Below are 21849 nucleotides of genomic sequence, written 5' to 3' on the forward strand. Positions count from 1 at the left end.
CATCGCCGCATACGTTCACGGCCAATGTGTCGCTGGTCTCGGACTACCGCTATCGCGGCATCAGCCAGACCAACCTGCGCCCGGCTATCCAGGGTGGCTTTGACTACGCCCACGAAAGCGGCTTCTACGTGGGCAACTGGAACTCCAGCATCAGCTGGCTCGAGGATGCCAACCCGGCGGTNTCGGCCCCGGTCGAGATGGATTTCTACGGCGGCTTCAAGAACACCTTCAAGGTCGCCGGCACCGAATTCAACTATGACCTGGGCGTGCTCCAGTACTACTACCCGGGCGGCTACAACAACCCGCGCCCTTACACCACGGAACTGTACGCCGGCATCGGCTGGGGCCCGGTCATGCTCAAGTACTCGCACGCGGTCACCAACCTGTTTGGCTGGGCCGACAGCAAGAATAGCGGCTACATCGACCTGAGCGCCAACGTGCCGCTGAACTTCTGGGACCTGACCCTGAACGCGCACGTCGGCTACCAGGACGTCAAGCACAACAGCAATGCCTCGTACACCGACTGGAAGATCGGCCTGACCAAGGACCTGGGCAAGGGCTTTGCGCTGGCGGTGGCCTACGTGGACACCAACGCCAAGGAATCGGCCTACACCAGTGCCAACCGGGGCCGCTACCTCGGCAAGGCTGCGGCCTGGGCTTCGCTGACGAAGACGTTCTGAGCGCGAGCGCTTTGCCAGCGTCGCCGATTTTGACGCGGATTTAACGCCAAAGCCCAATATCCTTGCATCAATTTTAGACCGCGCTGGCTAGCATAAAGCCATGTCCAACACGCGACCCGCTACCGCGCGGGTCCAACCCATCATGCGACAGTCAAGCCTGGCCGTTGATACCGTTCCCCGACGTACCGCCCTGCGCAGCAGCAAAGCCACCATGCCCGCACTGCGCGCGGTTTCCCAGCCGGCACCGGCCTGGATCCGCATGCGTCTTGCGGTGGCATCCATCGAGGTGTTCGCCCTGCGGCAGACCATGCACAGGGCGCTCGGTGACCTGGCCCGCGTCTATGTGGTGAATGTGGACTACCGGCACGGCGAAACCACGCTGCACGTGGCGATCGCACGCACGGACCGCGACGCGGCCATGCATGCCATCATGACGGCATTCCCGGCCGCGGAGTTCGGCGTCACGACAGCCCTGGGAGACGACTATGTGGCGCACTGAGGAAGAGAGCTTCTCCGGTGCCGCCGTGCATGCCTGCACCGGTATCGCAGCGATTTCCCGCCAGTCGCCATGGGGCATCTGGGTGCCCATGGTCACGCCGATGCGCGGCGGCTCGCCGGACCTGCCCGGGGCCGCCAGGCTGGCTGAGCATTACCTCGAGGCAGGCGTGAACGGCCTGATCATATTGGGCACGACCGGCGAGGGAAGCCTGCTCTCCACGTACGAGCGGCAAGCCTTCACGGCGGCAGTGCTAGAGGCCGTCCATGGCGAGCTGCCGGTGATGGCTGGCGTCGGAGCGGTCGATACACGCGCCGTGTGCGCGCAAGTTGCCGAACTGGACGCCTTTGATCTTGCCGGCTACCTGGTGCCGCCGCCCTACTACCTGCGGCCCTCCGATGACGGCATCGTGTGGCATTTCAATGAGCTGGCGCGCGCAACCGAGCGCCCCCTGATGCTGTACAACGTGCCGAAGCGAACTGGCTGTGCGATGTCGCCAGCGCTCATCCGATCGCTGCTTGCGCAACCGCGGATCTCGGCGGTCAAGGAGTGTGACGCCGGCAGTCTCCGGGCCCTTGGCAACGATCCGCATGTCACCGTGCTGTGCGGCGAAGATGCGGCCCTGTTGGATCACCTGCTTGCAGGTGGCGCCGGCGTGATCGCCGCGTCCTCGCATATTCGTCCGGACCTGTTCGTGCGCCTGCTGCATCTGGCCCAGACCGGCCGCTGGCGCGCGGCCCGCGCGTTGTTCGCAAAGCTCGCGCCGTTGATCTCGCTCATGTTCGCCGAGCCGAATCCGGCACCGGTGAAAGCTGCCCTGGCGCTATCCGGCGTGATTTCCCCGGAAACCCGCCTGCCGTTGCAGCCGGCAAGTTCCGCGTTGGTCCAGAGGCTGGAAGAGGCCATGGCCCTTCTTCCTCCGCTTTCCGCGGCGCGGGATGAGCATCTGGCGGCATAAGAGGCTAGCCATCCTTGCCTTTTGGCCTCTCCGGCGGAATCGCGTCGCGGCCGGCGCCTGATATGTGTTTGTCTGGCCAACAGTGCCATGAAATGAGTTTGCCCGCGCCCAACACAAGGTCTGCCTGACGGGGATCGGAAAGTGCCAGCAGTCCATGAAAAACCTTTGTTTTTCAATATGTTATGGATTTTATTGTCGGGTCTGGCACGCCCCATGCTCTATACCCTTCGAGCGCAACAACGTGCTCCCCCAACCGAACCCCAAGGAGACTTACCATGCAATCGACCCTCATGATCAAGGATCTGCCGCTCGACCAGGAACTGGACGGCAAGACCATGTCCGCCGTGCGCGGCGGCAGCGCCTACTCTGTTGTCGGCGGCAACGCCCAGAACGTCGTCGGCGGCGGTGGCTTTGCCAGCCCGACCATCGGCTTGCAGGTCGGGCCGACCGTGAACACGATCGACGCGAGCACGCACCTCAGCCTGAAGATCCCCACCATGCAGAACTTCGGCAACGGCACCCAGGTGGCCACGCTGTAACGCTGCATGCGGGAGTCCCGCCAAGGCGGCACTCCCCTTCAACCGAACCCCCAAGGAGACTTACCATGCAATCGACCCTCATGATCAAGGATCTGCCGTTCGACCAGGAACTGGACGGCAAGACCATGTCCGCTGTGCGCGGCGGCAGCGCCTACTCTGTTGTCGGCGGCAACTATCAGAACGTCGTCGGCGGCGGCGGCTTTGCCAGCCCGACCATCGGCTTGCAGGTCGGGCCGACCGTGAACACGATCGACGCGAGCACGCACCTCAGCCTGAAAATGCCCACCATGCAGAACTTCGGCAACGGTATCCAGGTGGCCGCGCTGTAACAGGATCGAGATGCGTCGCCCCCGCTTCAACGGGTGGCGACGCACCTTGGAGTCCGCAGCGGAAGATACCGCCCGCGCTATCTTCCACTGCCTTCTCCGGCCAGGTCTGAACGGGTCATCGTGGTCATTGGGGAGGGTGCCCCAAGATGATGATCCGGGAGCTACGCCCTGACCTTACATCCGGCCCTTCCAGGGCACCAGGACCTTCGCCAGCTTGCGCATCAGCAGGTCGAACACGTAGGCGATCAGCCCGATCAGCACGATGCCCATGATCACCACGTCAGTGCGCAGGAAATTGGAGGCATTGAGCACCATCTGGCCAAGGCCGGCGGTCGCGGCCACCATTTCAGCGGCGACCAGGGTGGTCCACCCGAAGCCGATGGCGATGCGCATCCCGGTCAGGATATCGGGCAGTGCGGCGGGTATCACCACATGGCGGACCACCTGCCACGGCGTGGCACCCATCGAGTATGCCGCGTTGATCTGCTCGATGGTAACTGAGCGCACGCCGGCCTGGGCCGACATTGCCAGCGGCGCGAAGCAGGCCAGGAAGATCAGCAGCACCTTCGAGGTCTCATCGATGCCGAACCAGATCACGATCAGCGGCAGGTACGCCAGCGGCGGCAGGGGACGGTAGAACTCGATCGGCGGATCGAAGACGCCGCGCGCGATGCGCGACACTCCCATCATCACGCCGATCGGCACCGCCGTGACCACTGCCAGCCCGAAGGCACCGAACACGCGCACCATGCTGGCCGCGAAATGCTCAGTCAGCGGCTGGCCGCCTTGCAGGTTGCCCTGCCAGGCATCGATAAAGGCGGTGACGATGGACTCAGGCGTGGGCAGGAACAGCGGCGGCAGCCAGCGCAGGTGGCTGGCCAGCCACCACAGCGCGAGCAGCAGGACCACGGTGATGGTGGAGATGCGTGAACTTGACCCCTCGCCGGGCAGGCGGTAGCCCGAGACGGTCTTCATTTGCTGGCTGGCCCCGGCCGCGGCGCCCTTTGCGGCGCGCGGCGTGGGTTCGATGCGTTGGACGGAAGCGGGCATCTCGTGTTCCTCAGGCGGTGGCATGGATCAGGTCAATGATCTCTTCGCGATAGCGGATGAACTCCGGGTCGGCCTTGACTGCACGGGCGTCCCCGCATTCGATGAAGCGCCGCGCGAACGGCAATTCATAGGTGTGCGCGATGCGGCCAGGCGACGGCGTCATGACAATCAGCCGCGTGGCCAGGAACAGCGCCTCTTCCACGCTGTGCGTGATAAAGAAAACAATCTTCTGTTCCTTGGCCCAGAGCTTGAGAATCAGCGCCTGGATCGATTCGCGCGTCAGCGCGTCGAGCGCGCCAAGCGGCTCGTCCATCAGCATCACCGCCGGATCACAGGCGAGCGCGCGGGCAATTCCGACGCGCTGCTGCATGCCGCCCGAGAGCTGATAGACCGGCTTGCTGGCGACGTCTTCCAGCCCGACCGCGGCCAGCTTCTCTTGCGCGACCCGCAGCCGCTCGGCGCGTGGCACGCCACGCAGGCGCAATCCCAGCGCGACGTTGTCTGCCACGCTGAGCCACGGCATCAGGGCGTGCTTCTGGAACACCACGCCGCGTTCGGCCCCCGGCCCGCGCACCACCTTGCCGGACAGCCGGATCTCGCCTTCCGACGGTTCCATGAAGCCGGCGATGCACGACAGCAAGGTGGTCTTGCCGCAGCCCGAGGCACCGAGCGCCACGACAAAATCGCCGCGCTCCATGGTGAGGTTGACTTGCGACAGGGCCAGCGTTTTGGCGCCGCCCGCGACGCCATAGTTGACACTGAGATTATCGATTTCAAGCTTGTACATGATGGGCTTCCGCAAAGGACCTTCGGGGCGGCCGCGCCGGACTGGCTTGCGCGCGGCGGCCATCTTCAGCGCTATGGGCGCGGCGTCAGCGCAACGCCCGCTTTGCCCATTCCGCGTTGACGCCCGGGCCATAGTCCGGCAAGACCGTCTGGATGGTGCCCTGCTCCTTGAGGAACTGCGCCGCGGACTGCAGCGCGCGCGCCGCGCCGCCGCCCAGCCAGCGCTCCGACACCTGCTCCTGCAGCGTGGGGAAGGCGTACAGCGCCATGCTCGCGGGTACCGTCTCGGCCTTGGCGCCAGACATCTTGGCCACCGCCTTCACCATGGGCGAATCGGGGGTCCATGACGCCTTGTTCTTGCGGTAGTTGTCATCGGCTGCGGCCAGCACGCGCACCAGCTTGACCATGAACTCCGGGTTTTCACGGGCAAACTTCTTGTTGGCGATCATGCCGTCGAAGGTGGCCTTGCCGGTGTCGGCGGCAATCTGGCCGGAGGTCATCAGCACGGTACCTGACTGCTTGAGCTTGGCCAGCACCGGGTCCCAGATAAAGGTGGCGTCGATATCGCCGCGCTCCCAGGCGGCGGCTACCTCGGGCGGCCGCATGTTGACGATGCGGACGTCCTTCGGATTGATCTTGGCGCGCTCCAGTGCGACCAGCGTGTGGTAGTGCGTGGTCGACACGAAGGGCACGCCGACGCGCTTGCCCTTCAGGTCGGCGACGCTGGCGATCTTGCTGCCATTGCGCGCCACCATCGCCTCGGCCGCGTTGATGTCGTCCAGGATCCAGAACAGTTCAACATCCAGCCCTTGCGACAGCGCCGACGCAATCGGCGAAGTGCCGGCCTCGCCAATGGCGATCTGGCCCGAAGCCATGGCGCGGATCACATCCCCGCCACCGCCGAACTGGCGGAACGAAACCGTGTAGCCGGTCTGCTTTTCCAGTTCCTTCATGTCCTGCGCGTAGCGCCAGGGCACCACCATGTCCTGGTAAGCAATCACTACATTCTTGCTCTGGGCGTGCGCGGCTGGCGCCAGCGCGGCCACCAGGGCGAAATACGTCGCTATCTGCTTGATCCACCGCATGGTTGTGCTCCTCGGAAGGGAAATATGTTTGGGGGTCACGGCTTTATAGGTGAGCGCCATTCCGGGCCTATAGGACCAGTTGCCCGGATTCGCTGGGACCAGAACGGGCCGCGTGGGCGCAGGCCGCGCCAGGCCGTGAAATGCGCTGGCGCGGGGCGGCGTCAATCATGGAAATCCTTAGCGGCCGCCGACGCGGCCATGGTCGTGCCGGAGGCGCTTCCCGAGGCCGTGGAAGGTCTCAGGGCACGGCCTGACGCCGCCCGCGGCAGTCAGGCGGTAAGGGAGAACCCCAAGTCGAAGGTCTGCCGCACATCGAGCCGTTGCTTGAGCAATCCCGCTTTCTGGTAGAAGTCCGCCGTGCGCTGCTGCTCGGCCACCAGTTCGGCATCAATGCTCCGCCATTGCGTGTGCCGCCGCTCGAACTGCAGCCGTGCCGCCTGCGGGGGGATCCCGATGATGCGTGCGAGCGTCGCCGAGAATTCCGGCACGTGCTGGTAGGACCACTGCTGCGCACGCACCACCCGGCGCAGGAAATCTTGCAGCACCACACGCTTGGTCGCCAGCGCGGCATCGGTGGCCGCCAGATAGCTGAGGCCGGACCACAGCCCGCGTCCGCTGACCAGCACGCGCGCGTGGCCGCTGGTTTCCGCCATCGCGGTATAGGGTTCCCAGGTCGCCCACGCATCCACCGAGCCGCTGCTCAACGCGAGCTTGGCATCCGCCGGCGGCAGGAAGCTGAGATTGGCGTCCTCCGGCTTCAGCCCCGCGGATGCCAGCGCCTTGAGCGTCACCAGGTGCCCGATCGAGCCACGGTTCGTGCCAATGCTCTTGCCTTTCAGGTCGGCTGCCTGCCGCAGCGGCGAGTCGGGCCGCACCAGGATTGCCGTGCCGTAGGGGTCAGAGCGGTTTGCGCCGATCAGCTTGATCCGCGTGCCGGCCGCCAGCGCGAAGATCGCCGGGGCATCGCCGATCGGGCCGCTGTCGACCGCGCCCGCGTTCAGCGCCTCGGCAAGGGGTGCCGCGGCAGGGAACTCGGTCCATTGAATGTCGTAGCCCAGGCCCTCGAGCGCGCTGGCGGACTCGAGCAGCGCGCGCAGGCCGCCCTTCTGGTCGCCGGCTTTCAGGACCGGGCGCCCCTGCGCATGCGCATTGCCGGTGGCGAAGGTGGTGAAGGAAAGGATGGGGCCGGAGGCGAGCGCGGCCGTGGCGGCGGCGCCCTGGCGCAGGAACTGTCGTCGGGATGCGGTCATGGCATTCGCGGGGAGATGAAAACCCACGAACGTACGCGTGCAGCACGCGAAAGCCAACGAAGAAAACCGGCATTCCATATGCGTGTAGCATGCCGGCCTGGACGTTCGTTACGAAGCTCAGGCACGCGCCCGCGCTTCAGGACGCTTCGCGCCCCGTTACTCTTTACGCGCTTGTACTTTCGCCCGGGTAGCCGCGGGCGGCGCCTTCTTCTTCAACTTGCTCTGATTGAACGCAATCGCGGCACGGATCAGATTCTTCACGGCACGCACGTCAATCTTGTCGCCTTCGAAGAGATCGATCGCGCGCCACTTGTTGCCGCCGAGGCCGGCGTTGAAGAGCTTGTCAGGATCCGGCAGGCTCGCCCCGTTGGTGAAGGTGATCTTCACCTTCTCCTTGTGCGCGTTGGCGACCGCGATCATGCCGTCGCGCGACCACACCGGGCTCCCCATCCATTTCCATTCCTCGATGATCTCGCCATCGGCCTCGAGGATGGTCTTGCGGAGGCAGGCCAACGTCTTGCCACGCCAGTCAGTGAGTCCTGCGATCAGCTCGTCGATACGTTCCGATGGATTCATTGGATCCTTGTTCCTCGAATGGTCCGTTCGACAATGACAGAGAGCATTTCAGGCGATCCCTGGTTCATTGCCCGATCCGTTTCAGCAGGTTAGCATAGCCCGCTTGTTGTGCTTCAGGCACTGCCGTCAGCGGCCATGTCTGCTCGGGTCGACTTGGCCTGCCTGTCAGGTGGCTAGCGTGTAACAAGCTGGATCCGGCAGGCATCGGAGCTGCCTGGCTGGGTTCCGTAAGCCGCTGCGCTCAGAACCAGGCCGCAAGCGTCCCCAGCCCTTCGATCCCGGCGCTGACGCGGGTTCCGGCCGAGGCAAAGAGCAGCCCGGTGCAGGTGCCGGTGGTCACCACTTGCCCGGCTTTCAGCCCTGCCCCGCGCGCGGCGCAGTGGTTCGCCAGCCAGACCAGCAGCGCGCCGATATCAGGGCTCTGGTGCCCGCCGACGGTATGCGCCACGGTGCGCCGGCCAAACCGCAGCGTGGCCTCCAGCGCGCCCAGGTGCAGCCATTCGCGCGCGAACGGCGCGGGACGCCCTGTCACCAGTGCGCCATGGCTGAGCAGGTCGGCCAGCTGCGCGTCGCTGCCGGCCCCCAGCCAGTCCTCCAGGCGGCTTTCCACGATTTCAATGGCCGGCACCACCAGCGCCAGCGCGGCCTCGATATCCGGGCGCCCATAAGGCTGGCCGCGCGGCGGCAGGCTGGCGCCAAGCACAAAGGCAACTTCTACCTCGATGCCGCGCAGGCGCCAGGCCGGCCCCCGCAGGGCCACGCCGTCCGGCAGCAGGCCGGCCGCCGGCAGCGGCGCACAGGCGGGTTCCTGGCCCGGCCCCCTCGCACCGACCTTCCAGCCGCCAATGGGGCCGATCATGGCAAGCGTGGCATCCTGCACGGCGTAGCTGCCGCCACGCGCAAGCGGTAGCAACAGTGCCGGATCGACCCGCTCGCCACGCTCGCGCGCGACGCAGAGCCGCTGCGCGAGCGCCGCGGGCGTACCTGGCACAACCAGGGTCTTCATCGGCCCTGCCCGTCGCGCGGGAATCCAGGCGGCCTCGGGAAGGCCTGTTCGAACTGGCGCGCGATTGCCAGCAGCAGCGCATCCTCGGCCGGCGCAGCCACCAGCTGGATGCCAACCGGCAGGCCCTCTGCCTCACCGCATGGCAACGAGATCGCGGGCAGCCCGGCAGCATTGGCAAATGCGGTGAATATCGCATGGCCACGGGGACCGACCTCGCGGCCTTCAATCACAGGCGGGTGCGACTGCGCGGCCGGCCATGGCAATGCCGCCGCGGCGGGCGTCAGCAGCAGGTCGTAGCGTGCGAACAGCATGGAAAGCTCGCTGCGCAGACGCTCCACGGCCATCAGCAAATCAAACAGCTGCACGGCACGCAGGCCTGCGCCAGCCGAGGCATTGGCCTGCGTGGCCGCACCGAACGTGCCCGCATCGAGCGGCGGACAGAACGGCAGTTGCGCACCGCCCTGCTCCACCAGCCAGGCCAGGCCGGCCTGCGACAACAGCGACCACTTGGCATTGGCCGCGTCAGCCAGCTCGAACGCCTGCGCGGTTTCCACCGTGTGGCCAAGTTCACGCAGGCCTTGCGCTGCCTGCCCGGTCAAGGCAGCGATGCGCGCATCCACCGGATGATCGCCGAAGCGCGGCACGTGCAAGACCCGGCATGGCCGCGGCGGCATATCCAGCGGCACGCGGGCAAAGCGCCGGGAATCGGGATCGCGCGGGTCGGGCTGGCCCAGCACCTCGGCCATGGCCATCGCATCGGCCATGCAGCGGGCCAGCGGGCCGACCACTTCATAGCGCATGAAGATCTCGGGCAGCCCGCCGCCGCGCGGCAGCCGGCCGGGCGACGGCTTGAAGCCCACCAGCCCGGTATGCGAGGCCGGGCGCCGGATCGAGCCGCCGCCGTCGGTGCCCAGTGCAAGCGGGCAGCAGCCCGATGCCACCGCCGCCACGGCACCGCCGGAAGACCCGCCCGGCGTCAGCGCCGGCTGCCAGGGATTGCCGGTTGTGCCGAAGACGAGGTTGTCGGTATAACCCTGCATGGCGAACTCCGGCACATTGGTCTTGCCGAAGATCAGCGCCCCGGCCTCGCGCAGGCGCGCCACCGGCAGTTCGTCGCGGTCGGGGACGAAGCCCGCCAGCGCGCGGCTGCCCCAATGCGTGGGCAGGCCGCGCACGTGCAGGTTGTCCTTGACGGTGACCGGCACACCGTCGAGCGCGCCAAGCGGCGCGCCGCAGCGCCAGCGCGTGGTGCTCTCCTGCGCCGCCGCCATGGCGCCTTCAGGATCAAGTGCGATCACGGCGTTGAGCGCCGGATTGCAGTGCGCCGTGCGCGCCAGGCAGGACGCCAGCGCCTGTTGCGGCGTGAAGCGGCCGGCGGCGTAGCCGTCAGTGAGCGCATGTGCCGGCAGTTTCCAAAGATCTTCCATCGTCGTCTCCGCCGTCCTCAGTGTTCACCTGAGCCCGACCAGCGGCCCGATGGTCTGCTTCCAGATGGCCGAGCATTGCGGGTAGGACTTGTCGCAGACCTCGGTCCAGGTCGGCAGCGAGACCGTGGTCAGCGCGTCGCGCACCAGCTGCAGGTCGGCCGCGCGCACGGGCACCTCCTTCATAGCGAATTTCTTGCCGGTCTTGCACGGCTCTTTGCCGACGTTGCAGCGCGAGGCATCCTCGAACAACTCGCGCGAATAGGACCAGGTATCGCGCTCGAAACGCTGGAAGGCCTCGGCCAGGCGCGCCTGCTGCTCGGGCGGCAGCGCGTTCCACCGGCTGAGCTTGATGGCGTAGGCATTGAGCGCGATCTGGAAGCCGACTGGCATGAAGTACGAGGTAACCTCGGGCCATCCTGCCGTGTTCGCCGAGCTCGGGCCGGTGATCGCGCAATCGGTGACGCCGCGCTCAAGCGCCTGCTGGGTCTCGCCGAAGGGGATCGTCACCGGAATGCCGCCGAGCTTTTCGATGAACTTGGCCAGGGACTGATCGTAGACGCGCACCTTCTTGCCCCTCAGGTCGGCCAGGCCGCCAATCGGCGACTTGCAGAAGACCACCTGCGGCCCGAACGGCCAGATCCCGAGCAACTTGGCGCCGTAGCGTTCCTGCAGGCGCTTGTCAAAGGCATTGCGGTAGGCATCCACGGCCTTGCTGGCCGAGCCGTAATCGGTGCTCAGGCCAACGATGTCCGGGCCGAGGAAGAACGGCTCATCGCGCGAGACCTGGGCCAGGCGCAGGCTGACGATGTCGAACAGGCCGGAGCGGAGCACGCGCAAGCCGTCAGAATCCTTGATGCCGAGCACATCCATCGGCTTGTAGTCGGCATCGATCGGCAGGCCGGTGTTCCTGGCGAAATTCTCGAAAAAGGGCTGCTCCCTGTTCTGCTGGATCAGGCCGGTCGCGACGAGGTTGCCGGCCACCCGCAGCTTCGTTTGCTGAGCGGGTTGGGCCGGCTGTGCCTGGGCAGTGCCCGGCAGCAGCACGGCGGCAACGCAGGCGACATGGGCGGCCGCGATCAGCGCGCCGGCGATTCGTTTGGCATTCATGGAATTTCCTTGCAGGTCAATGGCCGAACATCAGGTTTGGCAGGTACGTGGCAATCGCCGGGAAATGAATCAGCACGGCGGTCATCACCACCATGGCGGCAAAGAACGGCAGCGTGCCCTGGAAGACGTCATTGATCGATCCTTCGCCGCGCACGCCCTGTATCACGTAGAGCGTCATGCCGATCGGCGGGCTGATCAGCGAGATCTCGCACATCAGTACGATGAACACCCCGAAGAACACGGGATCGATGCCGGCCGCCTGCACGATCGGGAAGACGACCGGGACCGTGCCGACCAGCATCGGCATGGTCTCCAGCGCGATGCCCAGCACCAGGTACAGGGCTGCCAGCAGCCACAGCAACACCACCGGTGACACGTCCACCTGCTTCATCAGGCCGGCCAGCGCCTGCGGCACACCCAGCATGGAGAGCACGAAGTTCAGGTAGAGCGCGGCCACCAGGATCAGCGCGGTCATCGCGGTCAGGCGCAACGTGGAGCGGAAGCAATCGTGCAGCATGGCGATGCTGAGCTTGCCGTAGGCGGCCGCCACCGGCAGGCACACCAGCACGCCGAGCGCGGCGCTTTCGGTGACCGTCGCCCAGCCGGTGTAGATGCTGCCCATCACCACGGTGAACACCAGCAGCGGGCCCGCCAGGTGGCGCGAGTTGCGCACCCTGGCAAGCCACGGCACACGGGCCTCGCGCGGGCCGCCCGCCGCGGGCTTCCACAGGCAGATCAGCAGGATCGTGGCCAGGAAGAGCACGGTCATGATGGCCCCGGGCAGCACGCCCGCCACATACAGCCGCGCCGCCGAGGTATTGGTCATCGAGCCGTAGATGATGAAGGCCACGCCGGGCGGGATCAGGTTGCCCAGGCTGGCGCCGGCCGCGATCGAGCCCAGCACCATGCGCTGGTCGTAGCCGCGATTGCGGAAGGACGGCAGCGCGACCGTGGAAATCGTCGCCGCGGTGGCCACCGATGATCCGGAAACCGCCGAGAACAATGCCGAGGCACCGATATTGGTATGCAGCAGACCGCCCGGCAGGCGGTTCAGCCAGTCGCCGAGCGACTGGTACATCTTGTCGGTCGCGCCACCGCGCATCAGGATCTCGCCCAGCAGGATATAGAGCGGGATCGACAGCAGCAGGTAGTCCTCGCCGGCCGCCCACAACTGTTCGCCCAATGCGTCGATCGCGGGCATGCCGAAATAGACCAGCGCCCCGGCCACGCCCGCCACCAGCATGCTCGTGGCCACATGAAAGCCGAGGAACATCAGCCCCATCATCAGGCACAGCCCGAGCAGGATTTCAATGGGACCGATCATGCTGCCGCTCCTTCGCTCTTGCCTTCAGCCTTGCCCTGGCCCGCGGCATTGCCGTCAGGGGGCGCGGTGGCAACGCGGATGTCTGCCTCCGCCTCGATCTCCTCGGCCAGGGTCTGCGGCCCGAACTGGCTGTTCAGGCGGGCCCAGTCGCCCCGCACCAGCAACTGCATCGCGTGCCAGGCAGCGCAGGCCGCCACCAGTGCAAACAGGGCATAGCCTGCCAGCCACAAGGCCTGGGGCATCCACAGGGGCGTGGCAAGCGGCGTGGACGCGGTGCTGTGCAGGTCGATGGTGTCCACCAGCACATGGCCCGCGCGCCAGAGGCAGAGTCCGGCCACGGCACCCAGGCTCAGCATCGCCAGCAGGTTGAGCACAGCCCGCACCTTGACGGGAAAGCGCGCCAGCAGGAAGTCAACCCGGGTATGGCCGCGCCCGACCAGCGTGTAGGCAAAGCCGCACGTGCCAAGGATGGCGTAGGTATAGCCGCCGATTTCATCGATGCCCTGCAAGCTGAAGCCACCCAGCTTGCGCCCCAGCATTTCGATGCAGGTCGCCACCGACAGCACCATCAGCCACCATCCGCACAGGATGGCGATACGGTCAATGCCGGCGGCAAGCCGTCGGCTCCAGGGGGTATCGGCAAGCAGGGTCTTCATGGTGCGGGGGCCGGTGGTGACATTGCTTCCATTGAAGCGCATGGCCAGACCCACGCGGCAGCTTTCCCGCACGCCGGAACGTCTTGAATAAACCCTTAGGAATCAACAGCTTTCCGGCGCACCCGCGTGGAAAGGCAAAGACGCTGCGGGCATTGGCAGCGGGCAGGGCACCCGGGTGCAGCGCCCGCCGTAGGCAGCGCTGATCTCTGTGGCAGCCCAACGCACCCACGCGCCAAGCTCATCGAAGCGGGCACGCACGATGCGCTGGCTGGAACCGGCCAGCGAGACCGCGGCGAAGGGCCGGCCGTGCTCGTCACTAATGGCAGCAGCAATGCAGCACAGGCCGACCGCATTCTGCTCGTCGTCCACCGCATAGCCGCGCCGGCGCACTTCGGCCAGGGTCTCATGCAGACGCGAGGGGCGCGCAATGGTGTTGTTGGTCAGGCGCGGCAGGCCAAAGGTGCGCAGGTATTGCAGCACGTCGGGCTCGCTCCTGGCGGCCAGCACCGCCTGGCCCATGGCTGTGCCATGCAGCGGCGCGCGCTGGCCCGGCCTGGCCAGCGCGCGGCTGCCGTGGGGGCCCTCTGCCTGGCAGGCGAAAACAATCTGCCCGTCGCTGGCCACGCCCAGATTGACGGTCTCCCCGGACAGCGTGCTCAAGCGGTGCATCACCGGCAGGGCAAGTTCGCTGATACGGCGCCGGCGGGCGAAAGCGGCACCCACCGAGAAACAGCGCACGCCCACGTACCACAGGCTGCGCTCGCGATCGAACTGGACAAACTGGCGCTGCTCCAGCGTGGTCAGCAGGCGATGGACGGTCGACGTAGACAGGCCGCTGCGTGCCGCCAGATCTACCAGCCGGTAGCCCTCGTCGTCATCGGACAACAGTTCGATCAGCTGGAGCGCGCGCGTCAGGGACTGGACCGTGCTGTCGCCGTCCCGGCACTCCCGCCCTTCCCTTGACGGAGGGTCGGCACTGGCAGCCGGCGCCACCGCGCGCGCCGCGGCTTCCTTCCTGGCCTCCCTTGTCCTGGTCGTGGTGCCTGCCATGTGAGTCCCCTTGCTTGCGTTGCCGCACGCGGACGCAAGTTCCGGGCCATTGCCCGGTCACGGGCCTGGCCCGCGCTGGACATGGGCATCTGGCCCGCACGCACCGCCGCCGGGCCACATGCACTGACTCCGCCCCCGCCCCTCGCCCGACTTTAGTGCACAAGATTGTGTACAACCATGATGGAAGCCATTAAGAATATCTCGCCCAACGGCCGACACACGAAGAGGGAAATCCCTTGTTTTCTTGCACTGGCTCTTGTGGGCTGGCCGTTTTAACCTGTATACAATATTGGCAGCCGTTGCCTGGCATCTGGATTGCTTTCACCAGCATCCCAGAGCCCCCACCTATCGAGCGGATAACGTTGACGACCCAGCACAGCATGGCCGCAAAAGCAGAGGCGCCGTCCATTGCGGAACGCATCAGCCAGGCCATCATGGAGCACCGCGTTGCACCTGGCATGAAGCTGGCCGAGGAACGGCTCGCACTGGCTTTTCGTGTCAGCCGGACGAAGATTCGGCAAGCCTTGACGGTCCTGGCCAAGGAAGGACTGGTGCAGCTGCATCCGAACCGCGGCGCCTATGTCACCAGTCCTTCGGTACAGGAAGCACAAGACTTGTTCGCGGCGCGCCGCGTAGTCGAACGTGACATTGTCTGCAATGTGGTCGCGCGCGCCGGCAAGGCCGAGCTGCGCCGACTGCGCCAACACCTGGCCAAGGAGGCCCGCGCCCGCGCGGCTAACGACCATCGCACCCTGATCAAGCTCACGGGCGAATTCCACATGCTGCTGGCAGAACTGGGCGGCAACAGTTTTTTCATCAAGCTGATGGGGGAGCTTTGCCCGCTCACCTGCCTGATCATCGCGCTCTACAACGCGCCAAATGCGCCGGCCTGCCCCGATGACGAACACTCCGGCATCGTCGATGCGATCGAGGCCGGCGATGCCGCTACCGCCTGCGCCCGGATGCTCGCGCACCTGGACCACGTGGAACGCGAACTGAACCTCGGGCCGCGCGACAAGGGCGATGTCGACTGGGAGGCGGTGTTCGGCTGATGGCCCGGTGCCGCGCAGCTGGGCGGGCTTCATCCCGACTGTGACGACACAGCGACGGGAACAGCCGTGGCGCCGAGGGGGAGAGCGTCGGGCCTTGCACCTCCCCCTCAGCAATGGCTCCTGCCACCGCCCCGCCTTCAGACTGCCAGCCGCTCCACCGCCCTCTCGCGCCTGACCATCCCCAACGAGAACATCGACAACCCTGCGATCAGCGCCGGCACGCCAATCAACGCAAACAACGCCGGCATGCCCAGGCCCATCGACAACATGGTCGCCCCGCCGACCGACCCCACCACCGACCCCATCCGGCCCACGCCGTTGGCCCAGCTCACGCCTGTGGCACGGCAGTCCGTCGGATAGAAGCTGGCAGACAGCGCATTCGCACCCACCTGCGACCCTGAGATGCAGAAACCCGCAAGGAACACCGCCATCCCCGCAGCCACCGGCTCGGAAGCAAAGCTGCCCACCGCCGCAATGCCAAGCGCCGCCAGCGCATAGCTGGACGCCAGCACATAGTGCGGATTGATCCGGTCCATCAGCCAACCCAGCGCAATCGCCCCCACCGTCCCGCCGACCTGGAACATGGTTGTCACCAGCGCGGCCGTGCGCAGCGAATGGCCGGTAGTGCGCAGCAGCGTCGGCAGCCAGCTGGACAACAGGTAGATCACCAGCAGGCTCATGAAGAACGTCAGCCAGAACAGCAGCGTGCCCCGCAGCAGCTCGGGCCGGAACAGGTGCCGCACGGGCGAGCTGGTGCTGCGCTGTTCGCCGACCACGAAGGTGGCGTCGCGCAGGTCGGCTTGCGGCGCGATCTTCTGCAGCGTGGCGACGATGCGTTCGCGCTGCTTGCCGGCCAGCACAAGGTAGCGCACCGATTCCGGCAGCAGCCACAGCAGCAGCGCCGCCAGCCCCAGCGGCATCACCCCGCCGGCCACCAGCACCGACCGCCAGCCAAAGGCGTCGATCAGCCCGGCGGAAGCCAGGCCGCCGACAGCCGAGCCAAGCGTGAAGCCGCAAAACATGGTCGTGACCAGGAACGAGCGCCGCTTGTCCGGACAGAACTCCGAGGTCAGCGTGATGGCGTTGGGCATGGCCCCGCCCAGGCCCAGGCCGGTCAGGAAGCGCAGCAGCACCAGCGTCCACAGGTCAGGCGACCAGGCCGAGGCCAGGCTGGCGGCACCGAAGAACAGCACCGACAGCACCAGCACGCCCTTGCGGCCGAAGCGGTCGGCCAGCGGGCCGAAGAGGAAGGCGCCGACCATCAGGCCGCCGAGCCCGGCGCCGAACAGCGGCGCCAGCTGGGCCGGCGTCAACTGCCATTCCGCGCGGATGGCTGGTGCGATGAAGCCGATCGCCGCGGTATCGAAGCCATCGACCGCAACGATCAGGAAGCACAGCACGACGATGCTCACCTGGAACGCTGACAGCGGCTGGCGGTCAATGAACGCGGTGACGTTCAGGGGTTGGCTGGCAGGCATGGTTGTCTCCTCCTTGATGCCAGGATTAGGGGCGAATCACGCCCGGCGGCCTTATGGGCGGCCGCCAGATCGTTTCGGATCGACTGCGAAGAATGGCTGCGTCAGCGGCTTACAGCCACGGCGTGGTGCTCAGGCACTTGTCGGCACGCCAGCCATGCAGCCATTGCAGCGCGTCGTAGAACTGCGCCTGCGTGCGGCCAGTCCACAGGCTGTTGCGCACCAGCCGGTCCACGCCCCTGGCGTGGTAGACCCGGCCCATGTCGCGCGCGGCGTACAGCACGCGGGCGGTGCGGGGGATGCGCGCCTGCTCGTACAGTTTGAACGCCGCCTCGAAATCGCCGCCCGCAGCCTGCACCGCGGCGCCCAGCGTGACGGCATCTTCCAGCGCCTGGCAGGCGCCCTGCGCCACGTACTGCGTCATCGGATGCGCGGCATCGCCCAGGATGGTGGCGCGGCCGAAGCTCCAGCGCTCGACCGGGTCGCGGTCGGCGGTGGCCCAGCGTTTCCAGGAAGTGGGCCGGTCCAGCATCTGGTGCGGCAGCGGATGGATGCCTTCGAAGTACGACAGCACTTCTGCCTTGCTGCCATCGCGCACGCCCCAGGTTTCCGCTTCGCGGCTGTGGAAGGTCACCACCAGGTTGTATTGCTGGCCGCCGCGCAGCGGGTAGTGCACCAGGTGGCAATGCGGGCCGGCCCACACCACCGGCGCATTGACCTGCAGGTCCTGCGGCATGTTGACGACGTCGACCACGGCGCGATACACGACATGGCCGGTGACGCGCGGCTCATCGCCAATCAAGGCCTGGCGGATCGCGGACTTGACGCCGTCGCAGCCGATCACCGCGTCGCCGCGATGGTGCTCGCCATGCTGGTCGATCACGGTCACGCCATGTTCATCCTGCAGCAACTGCTCGACACGCGTGCTGGTGCGGAACGTGATCAGGGGGTGGTTCTGCACCGCCTCGAAGATCGACAGGTGGATATCGGCGCGATGGATCACCGCATACGGGTTGCCGAAGCGCGCGCGGTACGCCTGGCCCACGTCGACTTCAGCGATCACGCTGGCGTCGATCGCATCGCGCAGGCTGAGGTAGTCGGTAAAGACGGCGCGGCTGCGCGCAGCTTCGCCTACGCCCAGCGCATCCAGTGCGGCAAAGGCGTTGGCGGCCAGCTGGATGCCCGCGCCGATTTCACCGATCTGCTCGGCCTGCTCCAGCAGTTCGATGCGGATGCCCTGGCGCGCCAGCGCCAGCGCCGCGGCCAGGCCGCCGATGCCGCCGCCGATGATCAGGACCTTGCCGGTCGCGTTATGAGTGCTGCTCATGCTTGTCTCCTGGCCTGCGCGTGTGGCGTCAGGCGGTGTAGTCGGGCTGGCGCGCTGGCGCGGCTTGCGCAAAGGCCGGATGGGCGCTGGCATGGGCGTACACAGCCATCGCACGCTCGTACCGGCCCAGGTCGCAGCCCATGCGCAGCGCATTGGCCACCTGCGGCACCAGCGTGATGTCGGCCAGCGTCGGCGCATTGCCGAAGCACCACCGGCCATGTCCGTGCAGCGCCAGCAGGCGTTCCACGCCGGCCATGCCTTCGTCGATCCAGTGGCGGTACCACGCGTCCTTCTGTTCGGGCGTCACCTTCAGCACGCCCTGCAGGTAGCGCAACACGCGCAGGTTGTTGACCGGGTGGATGTCGCAGCCGATCAGCGTGGCCAGTTCCAGTACCCGCGCGCGCTGCGCCGGGTCTTGCGGGATCAGGCGCGGCTCGGGGTGGCGCGCGTCCAGGTAGTCGATGATCGCGAACGACTGGCCCAGCGTGAAATTTTCATCCACCAGCGCTGGCACGGAGGCGGACGGGTTGATGCCGTCGACGTACTCCGCCTCGCGATGCTGGCCGGTGCGGATATTGACGGGCACGTAGTCGTACGGCAGGCCTTTCAGGGCCAGCGCGATGCGCACCCGGTACGACGTGGAGCTGTTGAAGAAGCTATAGAGCTGCATGATCGGTTGCCTGTGTGCTGCGCTGCGCGCGCTCAGACCACGCGCACGGTCAGTTCGCCCAGACCGTCGACGCCGGTGACCATGGTGTCGCCCGCCTTGACCGCGCCCACGCCCTCCGGCGTGCCGGTGAAGATCACGTCACCCGGCTCCAGCCGGAAGAACTGCGACAGGCAGGCCACGGTCTCGGCCACCGACCAGATCAGGTGCGACACATCGCTGCGCTGCTTCGTTTCACCGTTGACCGTCAGCCAGATGCCGGCCTGCTGTGGATGCCCGATGTCAGTGGCGCGGTGGATCGGCGCCACCGGGGCCGAGGCGTCGAAGGCCTTGCCGATTTCCCACGGGCGGCCCATCTCGCGCATCTTCATCTGCAGGTCGCGGCGCGTCATGTCGAGTCCGGCGGCATAGCCCCACACGTGGTCGAGCGCCTGTTCGACGGGAATATCCGCACCGGCCTTGCCGATCACGGCCACCAGCTCGGCTTCATAGTGGTAGTTCTGCGTCTGCGCGGGGTAAGGCAGCTCCAGCGTGGTGCCGGCCGGTACCGGCACGATGGCATCCGCCGGCTTGCAGAAGAAGAACGGCGGCTCGCGGTCAGGATCGAAGCCCATCTCGCGGGCATGGGCGGCGTAGTTGCGGCCCACGCAGTAGACGCGGCGCACGGCAAACTGGTCGTCGCTGCCGGCAACGGGGATGGCAACGGTGGCGGGAGGCGTGAAGACGTAGGACATGGTTCGAGGTTTCCGGAAATCGTCAGGTAAGCGGGAGCCGCAGGCCGTGCGCGCAGGCACCGCCCGGGGCGGATCGGATCAGGGTTGCGGGATGCTCAGGTGCGCGCTTCGCGCAGCAGGTTCATCGCGGACAGCACGGGCCGGTCGGAATAGCTGAACAGCACCGCGTCTTCCAGCGCTCCCAACTGCACCGGCGCCCACGACGGGGCCACGAAAATATCGCGCGGCTCGAACTGGAACTGGTCGTCGCCGATGCGCACCGTGCCGCGCCCTTCCACCACGCTGTAGATGGTGGCGTCGGTGCTGCGGTAGGTCTTGCCCTGGAAGCCCGCCGGCAGGTACTGCATGAAGGTGGCGATGGTCGGCATCGGCCAGCCGCCGGTGGCCGGGTTGATATAGCGCAGCTTGACGCCGTCCCAGGCATCGAGCTCGCCGTTGCGGTAGAGCTGGTCCAGCGCCTCGCGCGAGCGCTCATACGGGTAGCTGAAGACCGGCGAAGTGGGATCGGTCACGCGGTGCCGCACCGGCACCATGTTGTGCCCGAAGCGGGCAAGGCTGTCGCCCTCGGCCCGGGTCACGGGTTGCTGGGCTTCCGGGTAGTTCTCGGCAAACCCGGCATCGAACTGCTGCACAAGCGGGATATCCAGCCCGTCCAGCCACACCACCGGCTCGCCGCCGTCTTCGACGGCAGGGTTGCCATGGTCATGCCAGGTCCACGACGGCGTGATGATGAAGTCGCCGGGATGCATGGTGGTGCGCTCGCCGTTGACCGCGGTCCAGGCGCCCTTGCCTTCGACGATAAAGCGCAGCGCGGACTGGGTATGGCGGTGGCTGGGCGCGACCTCGCCCGGCAGGATCAGCTGCAGGCCGGCGTACAGCGTGGAGGTGATGCTGGACTTGCCGGGAATACCCGGGTTCTCCAGCACCAGCACGCGGCGCACCGCTTCCTCGGCGCTGATGACGCTGCCGGCCTGCATCACCAGCGGGCGGATCTGGGCGTACTTCCAGATGGCGGGAACGATCTGCGGCCGCGGTTGCGGCGGCACCAGCGCGTGCAGCGACTCCCACAACGGGGTCATGTGGCTGCGGCCGATTTCTTCGTAATAGGCCACGCGGGCCGGGTCTGGGGTGTGCTCGGACATACTGTCTCCGTTACTTTTGCGGGTGCTTTGGGGAGCGCTCCTCGCGGGTGCCTGTGTCGATGCGCACCGTCTTGTTGTCGTTATACGCCCGGCCCTATAAGATTTGAAATGAACTTTTCATCTTATCGATACGATTTTTTATATAGGTAGCCCCATGGACTGGACCCAGAGATTGCGGCTGCGCAACCTGCAGATGCTGCTGAGCCTGGCCGAGACCGGCAATATGAGCCAGTCCGCGGCCATGCTGAACACGACCCAGCCGGGTCTTTCCAAATGGCTGAAGGACCTGGAGGACGATATCGGGCTGCCACTGTTCGAGCGCCAGGCGCGCGGGCTGCGGCCCACGCCCTATGGCGAGTCGCTGATAGAGCATGCACGCCGGATCGAGGCCCAGCTGGATACCGCGCGCGACGACCTGCAGGCCATGCGCGACGGCGGCAGCGGGATTGTGGTGGTGGGGACGTCGGGCGCGTCGGCGGCAGATACCGTGCCGCTGGCAGCGCTGCAATTGCTGCAGCAGATGCCCCGCGCCAGCGTACGGCTGGTGGAAACGACCATGGACCGGCTGATGAGCCAGCTGGCACACAGCGAGCTGGATATCGTGGTGGGCCGCTCGGCCCCCGAGCTGCAGGACGCGCAGATGCGCACCGAATCGCTCTACATGGAGCCGATCCACTTCGTCGCCCGGCCGCGCCATCCACTGCTGCAGGGCGGGCGCATCGGCTGGGACGACCTGTACCGCTACCGCTGGGTAGTGTGGCCGCGCGGCACGCCCATCCGCAATGCGCTGGAAGGCGCGCTGGCCAGCGCCGAGCGTGCCCTGCCGGCCGATTGCGTGGAGAGCAATTCCACCGTGCTGAATCTCACGTTGTTCAACAACAGCGACATGGTCGGCCTGGCCTCGCACCGCACCGCACGGCGGCTCGAAGAACTGGGCGCGCTGCGCATCGTGCCGCTGCGGCTGGCGGGGTTCGGCTCGGTGTCGATGTACTGGCGCGAGGACGGGCTGTCGCGCGCGGCGGTGATGGCAATGCTGGAGTGTTTGCGCCGGGCGGCCGGGGCGGAACAGGCACCGGCCGTGCCGACCGAATTCCCTGCCTAGCCGCCCCGACCCCGCCATACCAGCGCCGATA

At 66.7% G+C, this 21849-nt stretch carries 23 protein-coding genes; 7 read left to right on the plus strand and 16 right to left on the minus strand.

Annotation, left to right across the window (positions count from 1 at the left end; translation table 11 throughout):
- The 5 genes from A3A5_RS0116780 to A3A5_RS0116800 form a co-directional block, all read left to right on the plus strand.
- Positions 1-680 (plus strand): TorF family putative porin (locus tag A3A5_RS0116780; RefSeq protein ID WP_018311703.1); only part of this gene is annotated, 680 nt, incomplete at its 5' end.
- A 142-nt stretch (positions 681-822) separates the two neighbouring features.
- A complete protein-coding gene (locus A3A5_RS0116785) occupies positions 823-1179 on the plus strand; it encodes a hypothetical protein (protein ID WP_026200847.1) in 357 nt (118 codons plus the stop codon).
- A complete protein-coding gene (dapA, locus tag A3A5_RS0116790; protein WP_018311705.1) occupies positions 1166-2134 on the plus strand; it encodes a 4-hydroxy-tetrahydrodipicolinate synthase in 969 nt (322 codons plus the stop codon). The genes A3A5_RS0116785 and dapA overlap by 14 nt, the downstream gene beginning before the upstream one ends.
- 275 nt (positions 2135-2409) lie before the next feature.
- The gene (locus A3A5_RS0116795; RefSeq protein WP_018311706.1) at positions 2410-2673 is read left to right on the plus strand and encodes a hypothetical protein; all 264 of its coding nucleotides are present in this window, start codon (positions 2410-2412) and stop codon (positions 2671-2673) included.
- A gap of 65 nt (positions 2674-2738) precedes the next feature.
- A complete protein-coding gene (locus tag A3A5_RS0116800) occupies positions 2739-3002 on the plus strand; it encodes a hypothetical protein (protein WP_018311707.1) in 264 nt (87 codons plus the stop codon).
- Positions 3003-3176: 174 nt separating this feature from the next.
- Here the strand turns inward: A3A5_RS0116800 and A3A5_RS0116805 are convergent, their stop codons facing one another.
- The 11 genes from A3A5_RS0116805 to A3A5_RS0116855 form a co-directional block, all read right to left on the minus strand.
- Positions 3177-4052, minus strand: a complete 876-nt coding sequence (locus A3A5_RS0116805) for an ABC transporter permease subunit (protein ID WP_018311708.1) — start codon at positions 4050-4052, stop codon at positions 3177-3179.
- A 10-nt stretch (positions 4053-4062) separates the two neighbouring features.
- A complete protein-coding gene (locus A3A5_RS0116810; RefSeq protein WP_018311709.1) occupies positions 4063-4839 on the minus strand; it encodes a taurine ABC transporter ATP-binding protein in 777 nt (258 codons plus the stop codon).
- Positions 4840-4924: 85 nt separating this feature from the next.
- On the minus strand, positions 4925-5923 hold the full coding sequence (tauA, locus tag A3A5_RS0116815) for a taurine ABC transporter substrate-binding protein (protein WP_018311710.1): 999 nt from the start codon (positions 5921-5923) through the stop codon (positions 4925-4927).
- Between the two features lie 269 nt (positions 5924-6192).
- Positions 6193-7173: an ABC transporter substrate-binding protein gene (locus A3A5_RS0116820; protein WP_018311711.1), complete on the minus strand. Its 981-nt coding sequence runs from the start codon at positions 7171-7173 to the stop codon at positions 6193-6195.
- A gap of 156 nt (positions 7174-7329) precedes the next feature.
- A complete protein-coding gene (locus A3A5_RS0116825) occupies positions 7330-7749 on the minus strand; it encodes a DUF1801 domain-containing protein (RefSeq protein ID WP_018311712.1) in 420 nt (139 codons plus the stop codon).
- A gap of 241 nt (positions 7750-7990) precedes the next feature.
- The gene (locus A3A5_RS0116830; protein WP_018311713.1) at positions 7991-8755 is read right to left on the minus strand and encodes a 2-keto-4-pentenoate hydratase; all 765 of its coding nucleotides are present in this window, start codon (positions 8753-8755) and stop codon (positions 7991-7993) included.
- Positions 8752-10182 (minus strand): amidase, encoded by a 1431-nt coding sequence (locus tag A3A5_RS0116835; RefSeq protein WP_018311714.1) that lies wholly within the window; start codon positions 10180-10182, stop codon positions 8752-8754. The genes A3A5_RS0116830 and A3A5_RS0116835 overlap by 4 nt, the downstream gene beginning before the upstream one ends.
- 24 nt (positions 10183-10206) lie before the next feature.
- The gene (locus tag A3A5_RS0116840) at positions 10207-11289 is read right to left on the minus strand and encodes a TRAP transporter substrate-binding protein (RefSeq protein ID WP_018311715.1); all 1083 of its coding nucleotides are present in this window, start codon (positions 11287-11289) and stop codon (positions 10207-10209) included.
- 16 nt (positions 11290-11305) lie between these two features.
- Positions 11306-12613 (minus strand): TRAP transporter large permease, encoded by a 1308-nt coding sequence (locus A3A5_RS0116845; protein WP_018311716.1) that lies wholly within the window; start codon positions 12611-12613, stop codon positions 11306-11308.
- A complete protein-coding gene (locus A3A5_RS0116850) occupies positions 12610-13323 on the minus strand; it encodes a TRAP transporter small permease subunit (protein ID WP_232431371.1) in 714 nt (237 codons plus the stop codon). The genes A3A5_RS0116845 and A3A5_RS0116850 overlap by 4 nt, the downstream gene beginning before the upstream one ends.
- A 48-nt stretch (positions 13324-13371) precedes the next feature.
- A complete protein-coding gene (locus tag A3A5_RS0116855; protein WP_018311718.1) occupies positions 13372-14319 on the minus strand; it encodes an IclR family transcriptional regulator in 948 nt (315 codons plus the stop codon).
- Positions 14320-14699: 380 nt separating this feature from the next.
- Between A3A5_RS0116855 and A3A5_RS0116860 the strand changes: the two genes are divergently transcribed.
- On the plus strand, positions 14700-15371 hold the full coding sequence (locus A3A5_RS0116860; protein ID WP_018311719.1) for a GntR family transcriptional regulator: 672 nt from the start codon (positions 14700-14702) through the stop codon (positions 15369-15371).
- Positions 15372-15508: 137 nt separating this feature from the next.
- Here the strand turns inward: A3A5_RS0116860 and A3A5_RS0116865 are convergent, their stop codons facing one another.
- From A3A5_RS0116865 to gtdA, 5 genes are all read right to left on the minus strand, one after another.
- The gene (locus A3A5_RS0116865) at positions 15509-16849 is read right to left on the minus strand and encodes an aromatic acid/H+ symport family MFS transporter (RefSeq protein ID WP_018311720.1); all 1341 of its coding nucleotides are present in this window, start codon (positions 16847-16849) and stop codon (positions 15509-15511) included.
- Positions 16850-16958: 109 nt separating this feature from the next.
- Complete coding sequence (locus A3A5_RS0116870; RefSeq protein WP_018311721.1) at positions 16959-18173, minus strand: 3-hydroxybenzoate 6-monooxygenase; 1215 nt, start codon at positions 18171-18173, stop codon at positions 16959-16961.
- 28 nt (positions 18174-18201) lie between these two features.
- Positions 18202-18843, minus strand: a complete 642-nt coding sequence (gene maiA / locus A3A5_RS0116875; RefSeq protein ID WP_018311722.1) for a maleylacetoacetate isomerase — start codon at positions 18841-18843, stop codon at positions 18202-18204.
- Positions 18844-18875: 32 nt separating this feature from the next.
- Complete coding sequence (locus A3A5_RS0116880) at positions 18876-19574, minus strand: fumarylacetoacetate hydrolase family protein (protein WP_018311723.1); 699 nt, start codon at positions 19572-19574, stop codon at positions 18876-18878.
- 95 nt (positions 19575-19669) lie between these two features.
- Complete coding sequence (gene gtdA / locus A3A5_RS0116885) at positions 19670-20716, minus strand: gentisate 1,2-dioxygenase (RefSeq protein ID WP_018311724.1); 1047 nt, start codon at positions 20714-20716, stop codon at positions 19670-19672.
- A gap of 154 nt (positions 20717-20870) precedes the next feature.
- Here gtdA and A3A5_RS0116890 point away from each other — a divergent pair, with 154 nt between their 5' ends.
- On the plus strand, positions 20871-21818 hold the full coding sequence (locus A3A5_RS0116890; protein ID WP_026200848.1) for a LysR family transcriptional regulator: 948 nt from the start codon (positions 20871-20873) through the stop codon (positions 21816-21818).
- Positions 21819-21849 lie beyond the last annotated feature (31 nt).

It is taken from the genome of Cupriavidus sp. UYPR2.512 (genome assembly GCF_000379565.1).
Classification (GTDB): Bacteria; Pseudomonadota; Gammaproteobacteria; order Burkholderiales; family Burkholderiaceae; genus Cupriavidus.